Genomic DNA, 14,701 nt, shown 5'->3' with positions numbered 1-14,701 from the left:
CATGCGTTGCTGAATCGGTCAGGTGGTCTAGGGATCTGACAGACTGGGCACCCGCTGACGAACCGTGTTCCGGGAGGCCACCATGACCACCGCCAGTGACCGCAGCCGACGCGAAGCGCCTGATCGCAACCTCGCCATGGAACTGGTGAGGGTGACCGAGGCAGCCGCGATGGCGGCCGGCCGCTGGGTCGGCCGAGGCGACAAGATCGGCGGCGACGGGGCTGCCGTCGACGCGATGCGCCAGCTCGTCTCCACCGTCTCGATGCGCGGCGTCGTCGTCATCGGCGAGGGCGAGAAGGACGAAGCGCCGATGCTGTTCAACGGCGAAGAAGTCGGCAACGGCGACGGCCCGGACTGCGACGTTGCGGTCGACCCGGTCGACGGCACCACGCTCATGGCGAAGGGCATGCCGAACGCGCTGGCCGTGCTCGCCGTCGCCGAACGCGGGGCGATGTTCGACCCGTCCGCGGTGTTCTACATGGAGAAGCTGGCCGTCGGCCCGGACGCGGCGGGCAAGGTGGACATTTCCGCCCCGGTCGCGGAGAACATCCGGCGCGTGGCGAAGGCGAAGAACTCCAGCGTCAGCGACGTGACGGTCTGCATCCTCGACCGGCCGCGGCACGAACAGCTGGTCAAAGAGGTCCGCGAGGCGGGTGCCCGGATCCGGTTCATCTCGGACGGCGACGTCGCGGGCGCCATCGCCGCGGCCCGGCCGACCACCGGCGTCGACATGCTGCTCGGCATCGGCGGCACTCCCGAGGGCATCATCGCCGCGTGCGCGATGAAGTGCCTCGGCGGAGAACTGCAGGGCCGGCTGTGGCCGAAGGACGACGCGGAGCGCGAGAAGGCGCTCGCCGCCGGTCACGACCTTGACCGGATCCTGCTCAACGACGACCTGGTCACCGGCGACAACGTGTTCTTCTGCGCGACCGGCGTCACCGACGGCGACCTGCTGCGCGGCGTCCACTACCGGGCGGGCGGCGCGACGACGCAGTCGATCGTCATGCGGTCCAAGTCCGGGACGGTCAGAATGATCGACGGCTACCACCGGCTCGAGAAGCTGCGGGCGTACTCGTCCGTCAACTTCGACGGCAACCTCGAACTCGACGAGGGCGCGGTGCCTCCGCTTCCCTGATCTGCCAAGGAGTTTCCCGGTGTCGAAACGGCTGTTCGCGCTGGTGCTGACTGTCCTCACCGGAGTCGTGCTCAGCGCGGGCAGCGCGTTCGCCGGGCCCTCGATCGTCGGCGGAACCGACGCGGACCAGCCTTACCCGTTCGCGGTGTCCCTGCACACCTCGGGCGGCGCGCTGTTCTGCGGCGGCGCGCTGATCACGCCGACCTGGGTGGTCACCGCGGCGCACTGCCTGTCCGCGAAAGACCCGGCGACGATCGGATTGCGCGTCGGCAGCAACGACGCGGACGAGGGCGGGGAAGCTCCGAAAGCGGCGGAATTCGTGCTGCACCCGCATTTCAACGCCGAAACGCAAACCGGCGACGTCGGCCTGATCCGGCTGGCCGCCCCGGTGAAGGCCGCGCCGATCGCGATCGGCGGTTCGGCTTCGCCCGGCACGGCGGTCCGGGTGATCGGCTGGGGCCAGACGTGCGCGACGCCGAATTGCGGCCCGGTGTCGAAGACACTGCGCCAGCTGGACACGCACCTGGTGGAGGGCGCGAAATGCACGGCGGCGTTCGACGGAACCTCCGAACTGTGCACGGAAAGCCCCGGCGGATCCGGCTCGTGCTACGGCGATTCCGGCGGCCCGGAACTGATCCGCGACGGCGACCGGTGGACGCTGGCCGGGATGGTCAGCCGCCCGGGAAACCGCTCGTCGACGTGCGGATCGGCACCGTCGATCGCGACCTCGGCGGTGGCGTATCAGCCGTGGATCGCGGAGAAAACCGGCTGAGTCACTCGACGTTGCTCGAATGCCCCGGGAACAAATGCGCCTCGGGATTCAGTGCCACCGCGATGTTGTTCACCGCCGTCGCCGCCTCGCCGAATCCGGTCGCGATCAGCTTCACCTTCCCCGGATACGCCGCCACATCTCCCGCGGCATAAACGCGCGGCCGGGCCGTCGCCATCGTTGAATCCACCGAAATCGCGCGGTGATCGATTTCCAAGCCCCAGCTTTCGATCGGCCCCAAATCCGCGGTAAAGCCCAACGCCGCAACCACCGCGTCCGCGCGCAGCTGCTCGTCCGCGCCGCCCTTCACCGTCACGTCGACCGCCGTCAGCGAACCGTCCGGGGCTTCGACAAACCGGGCCACCTCGGCGTCCGTGACCAGCCGCACGCCCAGCTCCTGCACTTGCCGCACGATCGACTCCGCGGCCCGGAACTTCGCGCGGCGGTGCACGAGGGTCACGCTCGCCGCGACCGGGTGCAGCGCCAGGCACCAGTCGAACGCCGAATCCCCGCCGCCGACCACGACGACGTGCTGGCCCGCGTGAGCCGCCAGCGATGGGACGAAATGGACCATCCCGCGGCCGAGCCAGCCGTCTCCGGCGGGCAGCGGACGGGGCGTGAACTCGCCGATGCCCGCGGTGATCAGGACCGCGCCCGCGCGCAGCACATCGCCGCCGTCGAGGGTCAGTTCGAGACCGCCGTCGACGCTCTCCAGCTTCTCCGCCTTGCGGCCGAGCAGGTAATCCGGCTTCCACGGCGCGGCCTGGTCCACCAGGCCCTGCACGAGATCACGGCCGCGGATCGCGGGGAACCCGCCGACGTCGTAGATCATCTTCTCCGGATACATCGCGGTGACCTGCCCGCCCGGTTCGGGCAGCGAATCGACGACGGCCATCGACAGGCCGCGGAATCCCGCGTAGTAGGCGGCGAAGAGGCCGGTGGGTCCGGCTCCGATGACGACGAGGTCGTAATCCATGAGGCTCGCTCCATGCCAGTGGTGGGTGGCGGTGATCGAGAACACATCGAGAGTAGCCAGTGTGGCAATGCCACTCCGTTGAGGGCGGAGGTGGGGCGGGTGCGGGTTACCGAGGTGGGCGACAACACCCGGCCGGTTGCGCGAAACGGGGCCAGAATCGGGGGTATGGCTGAACAGGAATACCGGATCGAACACGACACGATGGGTGAGGTCCGCGTCCCGGTCGACGCGCTTTACCGCGCGCAGACGCAGCGTGCCGTCGAGAACTTCCCCATCTCCGGCCGCGGTCTCGAGCGCGCCCAGATCCGCGCGCTGGGCCTGTTGAAGGCCGCCGCCGCCCGCGTGAACGCGCGGCTCGGCGTCCTGGACGCCGACGTCGCCGACGCGATCGCGAAGGCCGCCGACGAGGTCGCCGAGGGCCGCCACGACGAGCACTTCCCCATCGACGTCTTCCAGACCGGCTCGGGCACCTCGTCCAACATGAACGCGAACGAGGTCATCGCGACGCTGGCCAGTCGCGCGCTCGGCCGCGACGTGCACCCGAACGACCACGTCAACGCCTCGCAGTCGTCCAACGACACCTTCCCGACGACGATCCACGTCGCCGCCACCGAGGCCGTCCTCACCGACGTCGTCCCGGCGCTGGAGCACCTCGCCGGCGCGATCGAGGCGCGCGCCGAGGAGTGGCAGGACGTCGTCAAGTCCGGGCGCACGCACCTGATGGACGCCGTGCCGATCACGCTCGGCCAGGAGGCGGGCGCGTGGGCCGCGCAGATCCGCTTCGGCATCGAACGGCTGCAGTCCGGTCTGCCGAGGCTGGGCGAACTGCCGATCGGCGGCACCGCGGTCGGTTCCGGCCTGAACGCGCCCGACGGCTTCGGCGCGGCGGTGTCGGCTGAGCTGGCGCAGATCACCGGGTTGCCGCTCACCGAGGCACGCAACCACTTCGAGGCGCAGGCGACGCAGGACAGCGTGGTCGAGACTTCCGGGCACCTGCGCACGGTCGCGGTGTCGCTGAACAAGATCGCGAACGACCTGCGCTGGCTGGGTTCCGGCCCGCGCACCGGCTTGGCCGAACTGGCGTTGCCCGACCTGCAGCCGGGTTCGTCGATCATGCCGGGCAAGGTCAACCCGGTCATCCCGGAGGCGACGCTGCAGGTCGTCGCGCAGGTCGTCGGCAACGACGCGGCGGTCGCGTTCGCCGGCGCGGCGGGCAACTTCCAGCTCAACGTGAACCTGCCGGTCATCGCGCGCAACGTGCTCGAATCGGCGCGGCTGCTCGCGGCCGTTTCGCGGCTGCTGGCGGACAAGGTGTTCGCCGGGGTCACCGCGAACGTCGAGCGCGCGCGGCAGTACGCCGAGGGGTCGCCGTCGATCGTCACGCCGCTCAACAAGTACATCGGCTACGAGGAAGCGGCCGCGGTGGCGAAGCAGGCGCTCAAGGAACTCAAGACGATCCGCGAGGTCGTGCTGGAGCGCGGGTACGTCCGCGACGGCAAGCTCACTGAGGCACAGCTGGACGAGGCACTCGATGTGCTGCGGATGGCGCGTGGCGGCAAGTAGCGGTCAGCCGATCGTAGCGGCTCGCTCGGACAATTCCGGGCGAGCCGCTTCGCGTTTCCGCAGTCCACATGCGACTCCCGCGGCGACCAGGATGACCCCGGCCAGGTCCTTGAGCTCGAACTGTTGCGCCCCGGTCAGCACCGCCACGGCCAGCCCGGACACCGGCATCAGCCCGATCAGCACGCCCGCCCGGTCCGCGCCCAATTCGACGACGCAGCTGTACCAGAGCACGAAAGCCACCGCGGTCACCACGACGGCCAGCAGCAGCAACGCGACGAGTTCACGCCCGTTCGGCCACCGCCAGGCTCCGGCCGGATCGACCACCGTACCGACCACGGAACCGCTTGCCGCAGCGGTGAAACAGCCCCACGTCGAGGTCGCCAACGGCCCGAGCCGACGCAGCAATCCCACCGCGAGCAGGGTGAACGACGCTTCGCACAGCATCGCCAGCGCGGCCAGCAACAGCCCTGGCGCGGAAGCGGATCCGCCACCGGACAGCACCACGATGCCGAGCCCGGCCAGTACCGACCCGACGACCGGCGCGGCGGACGGACGGCGACCGTCCAGCATCGGCGCGATCAACGCGAGCACGAGCGGGCTGGCCCCGAGAAACGCCGCCACCGCGCTGGGTTCCGCGTAGCGCTGCGCCAGCAGCAGACAGGCCTGGAACCCGATCATCCCGGTCGCGGCGAGGCCGAGCAGAGTCGGCAGATCGCCCAGTTTCGGCCGCGGCAGCGGACTGCGCGTGACCTTCGCCCAGCCCAGCAGCAGAAGCCCGCCCAGCGCGTACCGCAACGCCTGCCCGGTGATCACCGGATACCCGTCCAGCATGCCGGTGACCGGCACCGATCCGCCGACCAGCACCGCGCCGGCCACCCCTGAAAGCACCATCGACCGTTTCACGCCGCTCAGTCTTCAGCGGAGAGTGGTCTATTCAGAAGGACCACTCAATACTGGCCTAACTGGACCACTTGGCCGTACTGTCGTGGCCGTGGAGACCATCCGGGAGTTGCTCCTGCCCGCCGCCACCGGAGGACGCCGGGGCCGCGCCGTCGAGGCCGCGTTGCGCGACGCGATCCGCACCGGGCGGCTGGCGGTCGGCACCCGGCTGCCGTCGAGCCGCGATCTCGCGCGCCAGCTCGGGGTCGCGCGCGGCACCGTCACCGCGTTGTACGAGCAGCTCACCGCCGAGGGTTATCTGCTGAGCAAGCACGGGTCGGGCACTCGCGTCGCACCGATCGACGATCCCGCGCCGAATCCTCGGGTCAGCGCAGCGAAAACGCCGACCTGGGAGTTCGACCTGCGTCCGGGCCTGCCCGCCTTGTCGGCGTTCCCGCGGGCGGAATGGCTTGCCGCCGAACGAGAAGCCCTGAACGCGACGCCAGATCTCGGTCTCGGCTACCCCGATCCGACCGGACACCCCGCGTTGCGCGCGGAACTGGCCGCCTACCTCGGCCGCGTCCGGGCGTTGCCGACGAATCCGGATGACATCGTGATCACCAGCGGAGCCGCGGAAGCGTTGTCGTTGCTGGCCGACGCCTTGCCAGACCAGCGCATCGCCGTCGAAGACCCGAGCCACCACGGCCAAGCGAATCTCCTGCGCGACCACGGGCTGGCCCCGGTCGGAATCCCGGTCGACGACAAGGGCATCGACGTCGACGCACTGTCCACTTCAGACTGCTCCGTCGTGTTGCTCACCGCCGCACACCAGTTCCCGCTCGGCGTCGCGTTGCATCCGGAACGCCGTCGGCAACTGCTTGCCTGGGCAGCGGAAACCGGCGGGCTCATCCTCGAGGACGACTACGACGCCGAACATCGCTACGACCGTCCCGCGCTGGGCGCGATGCGCGCGCTCGCACCGGATCACGTCGCGTACATCGGCAGCGTCAGCAAAGTTCTTGCGCCAGCGTTGCGGATCGGCTGGCTCATTCCGCCGCGACGGCTGCGCGACGCCGTAGCGCGGGTCAAGGAAATGCACGACCTCGGCTGCCCGCCGCTCCCGCAAGCCGCGCTCGCGCATCTGATCGCCACCGGCGGTTACGACCGGCATCTGCGCCGCACTCGACGGCTGTACCGCGCTCGTCGCGACGCGCTGATCGAAGCCCTGACCCAGCGCCTTCCGCAGTGGCAGCCGGTCGGAATCGCCGCCGGACTGCACCTCGTCGTCCGGCTGCCCGACGGTACCGATGACGTGCGGCTGCAGGAAAAACTCGCCGCGGCAGGCGTGCACGCCCCGGCTTTGTCGACTTATTCCCATACCTCAGCCGGATATCCGGGCCTCGTGCTCGGGTACGCCGCGCTCCCGCCGGACCGGCTCCGCGCCGCTGTCGAGCGGATCGCGTCGGCCGGTTGAACCGCTGGTGAACACCTGGTGCACCGGGGAGGGGTCCCGTTGCTGACGCTTAGGGTTGACCTTCTCGGGAGCAGGCAAGGGGGAGGCGACCGTGGGCTTCGGGGAAATAGTGCGAACACTCGCCGACGTGCTCACGTCCAGCCGCGGCATCGTGCCCATCGCCGTCGTCGCGGGCGCGACCATCCTCGCCCCGGTCATCGACCGCTACGTGATCCGCCGCAGGCGCGTGATCTACCGGGAGCTCTACAACTCCAAGATCGGCCTCAACCCGGTGACGCTCAGCGACTCGGACAACGGTGCGGTGCAAGCGGATCCGGAACTTGTGCGCACCGTGCAGCTGCTGGAACCGCTCAGCGTGGTCGTGATCCGCATCCGCAACACCGGCAGCTTCGACATCGCTCCGGACGACTGGGAACACCCACTGCAGTTCACCTTCGGCAGGCGGGTGGTGTGGGACGCGCGCGTATCCGATGCCAAAGACGGGTTGCGTGAGGTGGTACGGAACGGGCTTGAATTCTTCACTCATGATCAGCCTACGCCGGAAAACGGAACCGCGCGACTGTCCGGCGTGCGAGCGTTGCTGCCGCAGCGGCTGACCGCGCTGCTGCGGCAAGCCGACGCACCGGCAGCGGCGGCACCGCAATGGCACGGTGTCCGTCTCGAACAACTTTCCTTGAAGCGGCGGGAAAAGTTCAAACTCGTCGTCGTGCTGCGCGAGCCGGACGACTGGCGCGGCGGGCCGTTGTCCAAGGAACTGGACGTCACCGGAAGGCTCAGCGGCGGGCGGATCAAAGACGAACGCAAACAGCGCTGGCTGTCGTGGCCGGTGGTCACGGGAGCGATCGGGGTGCTGCTGACCGGGGCGTTGCTGAGCATGCTCCTCGTCGCCGTGTCGCGTGGGTCCGAACCCGGCTGCGGCAACGGATCCCTCGCGGTGCACGGATCCAGCGCGTTCGCGCCCATCATGAACAGCGTCGCGACCGAGTACCAGAAGCTGTGTCCTGGCGCGACGATCACGACGCAAGCGGACGGAAGCGTGTCCGCGGTGCGCGAACTGGGACCGTTGCCCGCGGAACAAAAGGACAGCATGGCAGTGCTTTCCGACGGCAAGGCTTCCGACGCCGGGCCGGATCTGGTTACACAACCGGTCGCAGTGCTCGTGTACAGCCTGGTGGTGAACAGCGCCGTCGGCGTCGACCGGCTGAGCAATGAGCAGGTGCGCGGCATCTTCAACGGGAAGTACACCAACTGGGCGCAACTGCGCGAGGGTCCAGCGGTCCCGATCCGGGTTGTCGGACGCGGGCAGGAATCGGGTACGCGCAAGACTTTCGAGCAGAAAGTGCTGGGCGCGGCCGAGCCGGGGCTGTCGTCGGACGACTGCCGGACGCCGACCCGCGACCCGCACGCCACCGTGGTGCGCTGCGAACGCGGCAAGACCGACGAGCTGCTGCGCGCGGTCGGCGACACCCCCGGTGCCATCGGCTACGCGGACGTGCCCGCGGCCAAGATCGCCGCGGCGGGCGGCCGCGTCGCGATGGCGAAACTCGACGACCGCTACCCCGACGTGACCAGCATCGACGCCGGCTATCGCTTCTGGACGGTCGAGTATCTCTACACCAAGGGCGTGCCGGAGAACGATTCGCTGCTGAAGCAGTTCCTCGACTACCTGCGCAGCAGCACGGCGCGGGCGGAACTGCAGGACGCAGGGTACACGCCATGTGTGACAAAACGGGGGCTGCTGGACCAGTACTGCACTCGTCCGGATGCCTGACCAGCTCTTTTTCACCCGGCCGAGGCTGGAGCGGGAGTTTTTGTCGGTGGCGGGGGCGATGATGGCCGGGTGTTGTTCACCGACCTCGTCACCGCCTCCGCCGAACTGGCGGCCACGCGGTCACGGAAAACGAAAATCGCCGTGCTGGCCGCCGTGCTGCGCGCGGCCGAACCCGGCGAACTGCCCGCGGTAATCGCGTATCTCACCGGGCAGACCGCCCAGGACCGGCTCGGCGCCGGCTGGCGCACGCTCGCCGACCTCGCCGTCGAACCCGCGGCCGCGCCTGCCGTCTCGGTGGCGGAGGTCGACGTCGCGCTCACCGAGGTTGCGGCCGCGGCGGGCGCGGGTTCGGTGAAGCGCCGGGCGGAGGTGCTCGCCGCGCTGTTCTCCCGGCTGACCAGGGCCGAGCAGGAGTTCGTGTTCCGGCTCGTCACCGGGGAGCTACGGCAGGGCGCGCTGGAAGGCGTGATGGTCGACGCGGTCGCGGCGGCGGCCGAGGTGGAGGTCGACCAGGTGCGGCGCGCGTTCATGCTGTCCGGGCGGCTGCCGGTCACCGGACAGGCGGCGCTCACCGGGGGCGCGGCGGCGCTCGCGGAATTCGGGCTGGAGCTGGGCCGTCCGGTGCGGCCGATGCTCGCGTCGCCGGCGGAATCGCTGGAGGAAGCCGTGACGGAGCACGGGAACGCGATCGTCGAGTACAAAATGGACGGTGCGCGGATCCAAGTGCACCGGCGCGGCGCGGAAGTGCACGTGTACACGCGCACGCTGCGGGAAATCACCGGCAGCGTAGCCGAATTGGTCGAGCTGGTGCGGGCGCTCCCGTGCGAATCGGTGGTGCTGGACGGCGAGACCCTCGCGCTCACCGACGACGGGCGGCCGCGGCCGTTCCAGGAAACGATGAGCCGGTTCGGCAGCACGCGGGACGAACAGGTGCGGGCGTTGCTGCTGCGGCCGTACTTCTTCGACTGCTTGCATCTGGACGGGGTCGATCTGCTCGACGCGCCGTTGTCCGAACGGAACGAGGCACTGCGCCGGGTGGCGGGTGAGCACGTGATCCCCGGCTCGGTCCGGCCGGATTCGCCGGCGGCGGTGCTCGACGCGGCGATGGACGCCGGGCACGAGGGCGTGATGGTGAAGGACCTCGATTCGATCTACGCGGCCGGACGGCGCGGGCGCGCGTGGCTGAAAGTGAAACCGGTGCACACCATCGACCTGGTGGTGCTGGCGGCGGAATGGGGCCACGGGCGGCGCACCGGCAAACTGTCGAACCTGCACCTCGGCGCGCGCGATCCGGACGGCGGGCCGCCGATCATGGTGGGCAAGACGTTCAAGGGCCTTACCGACGAGCTGCTGGCCTGGCAGACCGAGCGGTTCCAGGAGATCGAGACGCACCGGGACCGGTGGACCGTCCACGTGCGGCCGGAGACGGTGGTCGAGATCGAGCTGGACGGGGCGCAGGTCAGCACGCGGTATCCGGGCGGGCTGGCGCTGCGGTTCGCGCGGGTGGTGCGGTACCGGCCGGACAAGGATCCCGGCGAGGCCGACACCATCGACACCGTCCGCGGGCTGCTGCGCGGCAGCCGTCCGGCGACGGACGCCAGCCAGGCGGAGCAGTCCGGTTCCGAGGAGGCATCCGGATGATGATCGCCGCGCCTGCCCTCCGGATGAGAGGGCACATTACGGACATCGGGCAGCTTTCCCCGCTGTGCTCAGGAAAACGCCCGACGAAAGTCGATGTCGCACCCGTGGCCGCGTACCCGAGAGTGGGAGCACTGGCCTGCGTCGATAGGAGAAAAGCATGACGTTCCGGGTGAAATCAGCCGTCCGGGGACTCGGGCGGCCGATGACCCTGCTGGCGGGCGTGGCGCTCGCCGCCACCGTGGTGGCGGCACCGGCCAGTGCCGCGCCGGCGCCGCCGCAGCAGCCGCCGCGACACCACTTCTCGGCTGCCGCGCAGTCGTTCGTCGGCGCGACCACGGTGCGCGAGCGGGTGGCACGGCTCAACGCGGCGATGGCCAAGCTGCCGAAGGAAAGCGGCGCGTACAACGCCACGAAGCTGTGGAACCAGGGCATCACCGGCGCCGGGTCCACCGTAGCCACGCTCGTGTCGTTCGGCGACGACAAGGTCAAGCAGGTGCTGGACGAGTACTCCCGGCAGCACGGTCTGCCGCCGGCGAACGTCGAGGTGCTGCAGCCGTCCGGTGCGGTGCCCGCGTGCACCGATCCCGGGGTGGACACCGCCACCTGCCAGTCGTGGGGCGGGGAAACCGATCTCGACGTCACGATGATGCACGCGATGGCTCCGGGCGCGAAGATCGTCGTCGCCGCCACCCCGGTCGCCGAGACGCAGGGCTTCGCCGGCCTGCCGGAAATGATGCACGCGGTCGACTACATGACCGAGCACCGCATCGCCGACGTGGTTTCGATGAGCTTCGGCACCACCGAGGAGAACTTCCCGTCGTTCGAGTCGATCAAGACCCTCGACCCGGCGCTGGAACGGGCGAGCAAGGCGGGCGTCACGCTGGTGGCGTCGTCGGGCGACGACGGCCCGACCGGGGCGTACCTGCAAGGTCCCGGCCGGTATCCGTACCGCGTGGCGAGCTGGCCAGCCAGCGACCCGAACGTCACCGCGCTCGGCGGCACCCAGCTGCACCTCGACGCGAACGGCGTCCGCACCCAGCCCGACGACCTGGTCAACGCCGCGGACAACGGGTTCAGCGAGGGCGCGGGCCTGTCGAAGGCGTACGCGCGGCCGTCCTGGCAGAACCGCGTCAAGAAGGTCACCGGCAGCACGATGCGGTCGTACCCGGACATCAGCATGGAAGGCGTCCAGGGCACGTCGCAGTCGGCGCCGCTGTTCGCCGGCGTGCTGGCGTTGGCCGTGCAGGCCAACCACGGGCGGCTGGGCCAGATCAACCCGGCGCTGTACTCGAAGCTGGGCCCGAAGGGCACCGCGGCCGGGATCGTCGACGTCACCAAGGGCGACAACAGCCAGTGGGACGTCGAAGGCTTCAAGGCCGGTCCGGGCTACGACATCGCGAGCGGCTGGGGCACGATCGACGCGTCGGTCTTCGTGCCCGCTTTGGTGAAGGCGGTGCGGTGATGCGGTAGTCCCCGCGCCGCGGGCGGGCATCCGGGCAGGTTCACCCGGCCCCGGCTCGACCGAACATGGTCGGGCCGGGCCGGGCGGACCCGCTCCGGAGCCGTACTGTCAGCGGTATGTCGTCGAAAGCGTTGGCCCGGCTGTGGTTCGGGGTGACCGCGGTCGTCGTGGTGGCCGCGCTCGTGATCCAGATCGTCGCGCTGGTGCCGCCGCAGGGACGGTACGTCAGCTTCGGCGGACGAGTCGCGAACCTGTTCACCTATTTCACGATCATCTCGAACGTCCTCGTCCTCGTCACCAGCGCGGCTTTCGCCCGCGGACGCGGCACCTCGCCGCTGATGCGCGTGCTGTGGCTCGACGCGCTGGTCGGGATCGTGGTCACCGGGGTCGTGTACCAGGTCGCGCTCGCCGGGCTGTACCAGCTGCACGGGCTCGGCCTGGCCGCGGACATCCTGCTGCACCGCGTCAGCCCGGTGCTGTGCGTACTCGGCTGGCTGCTCTTCGCTCCGCGGGTGCTGGCATGGCGCACCGTCTGGTGGTCGCTCGCCTATCCCTTGGTGTGGCTGGCTTTCACGCTCGTCCGCGGTGCGATCGACGGCTACTACCCGTACCCGTTCGTCAACGCTGACAACCTCGGCTACGGGCAGGTCGCGCTGAACTGCCTGCTCATCGGCGTCTTCTTCATCGCACTCGCCAGCGGTGCCCGGGCCGCCGACCCGCGGCTCAGGCGCGGACCCGCCGAAACGCGTTCAGCGGATCGCTGAGCCCGGCCTGGGCGAACGCGCGCAACGCGCCGCGCTTCAGGTCCACCGGTTTGCCCGCGGCGACGCGGTGCATCTGCTGGGTGTGCCACTGGATCTCGAGCAGGCTGTCGGCGAGCCGGATTCCCGTGCGCGGGCAACGGCGTTCGGCCCGCACGTCCTCGCCCGCGAGCAACCGGCCCGGCAACCCGGGGTCCACAGTGAACGGACGGCCGATCCCGATCACGTCCAGCGCACCGGATTCCAGCGCCTCCGCCATGCCCGCCGCCGTGGTGAACCCGCCGGTGACCATCAGCGCGACGTCGCTGATCTGACGGGCTTTCGCCGCGTAGTCCAGGAAATACGCTTCCCGCCGCTGCGTGCTCGCCCGGCCGGACCCCATCATCACGGCCCGCTCGTAGGTGCCGCCGGAAATCTCCAACAGATCGATCCCGGCCTCGCCCAGCGCCCGGACCACCTGCAACGACTCGTCCTCGTCGAAGCCGCCGCGCTGGAAGTCAGCGCTGTTGAGCTTCACCGAAACCGGCACGCGATCCCCCACCGCGTCCCGGACCGCGCGCACCACCTCAAGCAGGAACCGGCTGCGGTCGCGCCCCCATTCGTCGTCACGACGGTTCACCAACGGCGACAGGAACTGCGAAATCAGGTACCCGTGCGCGCCGTGGATCTGGATCCCGGCGAACCCGGCGTCGACGAACGTCCGCGCCGACACCGCGAACCTCGCCACCACCGCTTCGATCTCGTCCCCGGTCAACGCCCGCGGCGCGGCGAACGCCGTCCGCACTCCTCGGTCGCCGAACGGCACCGCCGACGGCGCGACCGGCTGGCGAGACAAATACCGCGGACTCTGCCGTCCGGGATGGTTGAGCTGCACCCACAACTGTGCGTCCGTGCCGTCGACGGCCCGCGCCCACGACCGGTACGCCGCCGGGTCGGGCTCGGCGGGCACCGCGACGTTGCGCGGTTCGCCGAGCGCGGTGGGATCGACCATCACATTGCCGGTCACCAGCAGACCCGCGCCCCCACGCGCCCAGGTCCGGTACAGCTGCGCGAGCTCGGCAGAAGGCGCGTTGCGACGGTCGCCAAGCTGCTCGCTGAGCGCCGACTTCGCGATCCGATGCGGCAGCACGGCCCCGCAGTGCAGTTTGAGCGGTTCGGCGAGCAGATCCCGGGGGTCGGTCATGAGCAGTCCCGTCGTCGCGGCTAACTTACCGCGAGTAAGGATACTCGAAAGTAGGTACCGGCGGTATGCCTCGCGGGCCACTAGGGTCTGCGGCATGACGGCCATAGTGCAGAACCTGGTCACGTCGGGCGTGTTCGAGCTCGACGGCGGCAGCTGGGACGTGGACAACAACGTCTGGATAGTCGGCGACGGCTCCGAGGTGATCGTGATCGACGCCGCGCACGACGCGGACGCCATCGCGGACGTAGTCGGAGAACGCACAGTCCGCGCGATTGTCTGCACCCACGCGCACAACGACCACGTCAACGCCGCCCCCGCGCTGGCCGACCGCACCGGCGCCCCGATCCTGCTGCACCCGGCCGACCGCGTCGTCTGGGACCTGACCCACCCGGACCGCGCCCCCGACGATGACCTGGCCGACGGACAGGTCATCACCGTCGCGGGCACCGACCTCACCGTGCTGCACACGCCGGGCCACGCCCCCGGCGCGATCTGCCTGCACAGCCCCGACCTGGAAGTCCTCTTCACCGGAGACACCCTGTTCAACGGCGGCCCCGGCGCGACCGGCCGCTCGTACTCCGACTACCCGACCATCGTGAAGTCCATCCGAGACCGCCTCTTCCCCCTCCCCGACGCGACGATCGTCCGCACCGGCCACGGCGAAGCGACGACCATCGGCAAGGAAAAAGCGGGATCGGCCGACTGGCCCGCCGCCTGACCACCCTTTCTCGCCGGGCGGGGCGGCATGTCTGTCGCCCTGCCCGGCGAGTTACGAGATCGGCTGGCGGAAGCGTTTGCGTTCAGCCTGAACGCCAGCCTGCCTGTCCTCGATCTGAGCGCAGTTGCCGCCTCACAGACCGCATCCGCCGAACTGCCCGGCTCACGACCGGCCGCTGCCTGCTACTTGATCAGCCCGCATCGCCGCTCGATCCGCGCCACGTAGCCGCCCGACCTCGACCGGCAGCCGCGCTGAGCCGCACAGAAGTCCGCGCGACCGCCCGACCTGCAGTCGCGCGGAACCGCACCAAAGCCCGCCGCACAATCCGAGCGCCCAGGCAACGCAGCGAGACCCCCAGCGCAGGCAAAA

13 protein-coding genes are annotated in these 14,701 nt (G+C 69.9%); 10 read left to right on the top strand and 3 right to left on the bottom strand.

The genetic code is table 11. The features are described from left to right. Window positions 1-82 precede the first annotated feature (82 nt). Together glpX and EIZ44_RS34865 are read left to right on the top strand one after the other, a co-directional pair. The gene (glpX, locus tag EIZ44_RS34870; RefSeq protein ID WP_037816866.1) at window positions 83-1,135 is read left to right on the top strand and encodes a class II fructose-bisphosphatase; all 1,053 of its coding nucleotides are present in this window, start codon (window positions 83-85) and stop codon (window positions 1,133-1,135) included. Between the two features lie 19 nt (window positions 1,136-1,154). After that, entirely contained in the window at window positions 1,155-1,907 is a 753-nt protein-coding gene (locus tag EIZ44_RS34865) for a S1 family peptidase (protein WP_134733428.1), read from the top strand. A 1-nt stretch (window position 1,908) separates the two neighbouring features. Here the strand turns inward: EIZ44_RS34865 and EIZ44_RS34860 are convergent, their stop codons facing one another. Beyond that, a complete protein-coding gene (locus EIZ44_RS34860; protein ID WP_134733426.1) occupies window positions 1,909-2,880 on the bottom strand; it encodes an NAD(P)/FAD-dependent oxidoreductase in 972 nt (323 codons plus the stop codon). A gap of 165 nt (window positions 2,881-3,045) precedes the next feature. Here EIZ44_RS34860 and EIZ44_RS34855 point away from each other — a divergent pair, with 165 nt between their 5' ends. Then, a complete protein-coding gene (locus EIZ44_RS34855; RefSeq protein WP_134667039.1) occupies window positions 3,046-4,443 on the top strand; it encodes a class II fumarate hydratase in 1,398 nt (465 codons plus the stop codon). A gap of 3 nt (window positions 4,444-4,446) precedes the next feature. Here EIZ44_RS34855 and EIZ44_RS34850 read toward each other — a convergent pair whose 3' ends face one another. Further along, window positions 4,447-5,346 (bottom strand): DMT family transporter, encoded by a 900-nt coding sequence (locus tag EIZ44_RS34850; protein ID WP_240691502.1) that lies wholly within the window; start codon window positions 5,344-5,346, stop codon window positions 4,447-4,449. Window positions 5,347-5,434: 88 nt separating this feature from the next. On the opposite strand from EIZ44_RS34850, the gene pdxR reads away from it, so the two are divergent. From pdxR to EIZ44_RS34825, 5 genes are all read left to right on the top strand, one after another. Then, on the top strand, window positions 5,435-6,796 hold the full coding sequence (gene pdxR / locus EIZ44_RS34845; RefSeq protein WP_134733424.1) for a MocR-like pyridoxine biosynthesis transcription factor PdxR: 1,362 nt from the start codon (window positions 5,435-5,437) through the stop codon (window positions 6,794-6,796). 127 nt (window positions 6,797-6,923) lie between these two features. Then, on the top strand, window positions 6,924-8,567 hold the full coding sequence (locus tag EIZ44_RS34840) for a PstS family phosphate ABC transporter substrate-binding protein (protein WP_240691501.1): 1,644 nt from the start codon (window positions 6,924-6,926) through the stop codon (window positions 8,565-8,567). A gap of 69 nt (window positions 8,568-8,636) precedes the next feature. Continuing rightward, window positions 8,637-10,208, top strand: a complete 1,572-nt coding sequence (locus EIZ44_RS34835; protein ID WP_134733420.1) for an ATP-dependent DNA ligase — start codon at window positions 8,637-8,639, stop codon at window positions 10,206-10,208. Between the two features lie 157 nt (window positions 10,209-10,365). Continuing rightward, window positions 10,366-11,670 (top strand): S53 family peptidase, encoded by a 1,305-nt coding sequence (locus EIZ44_RS34830; RefSeq protein WP_240691500.1) that lies wholly within the window; start codon window positions 10,366-10,368, stop codon window positions 11,668-11,670. A gap of 116 nt (window positions 11,671-11,786) precedes the next feature. Continuing rightward, window positions 11,787-12,434 carry a Pr6Pr family membrane protein gene (locus EIZ44_RS34825; protein WP_134667047.1) on the top strand — a complete coding sequence of 216 codons (648 nt, stop codon included), beginning with the start codon at window positions 11,787-11,789 and terminating at the stop codon, window positions 12,432-12,434. Here the strand turns inward: EIZ44_RS34825 and EIZ44_RS34820 are convergent. Beyond that, window positions 12,394-13,614, bottom strand: a complete 1,221-nt coding sequence (locus tag EIZ44_RS34820) for an NADH:flavin oxidoreductase/NADH oxidase family protein (protein WP_134667049.1) — start codon at window positions 13,612-13,614, stop codon at window positions 12,394-12,396. The genes EIZ44_RS34825 and EIZ44_RS34820 overlap by 41 nt on opposite strands. Before the next feature lie 94 nt (window positions 13,615-13,708). On the opposite strand from EIZ44_RS34820, the gene EIZ44_RS34815 reads away from it, so the two are divergent. Continuing rightward, window positions 13,709-14,332 (top strand): MBL fold metallo-hydrolase, encoded by a 624-nt coding sequence (locus EIZ44_RS34815; protein ID WP_134667051.1) that lies wholly within the window; start codon window positions 13,709-13,711, stop codon window positions 14,330-14,332. A 27-nt stretch (window positions 14,333-14,359) separates the two neighbouring features. After that, window positions 14,360-14,557: a hypothetical protein gene (locus tag EIZ44_RS34810; protein WP_134733418.1), complete on the top strand. Its 198-nt coding sequence runs from the start codon at window positions 14,360-14,362 to the stop codon at window positions 14,555-14,557. Window positions 14,558-14,701: the final 144 nt, after the last annotated feature.

The sequence above is a fragment of the Amycolatopsis nivea genome (assembly GCF_004522235.1).
Lineage (GTDB): Bacteria > Actinomycetota > Actinomycetes > Mycobacteriales > Pseudonocardiaceae > Amycolatopsis > Amycolatopsis nivea.
Note: the sequence above shows the minus strand (reverse complement) of the source record. Positions and strands in the feature narration are given on the sequence as shown.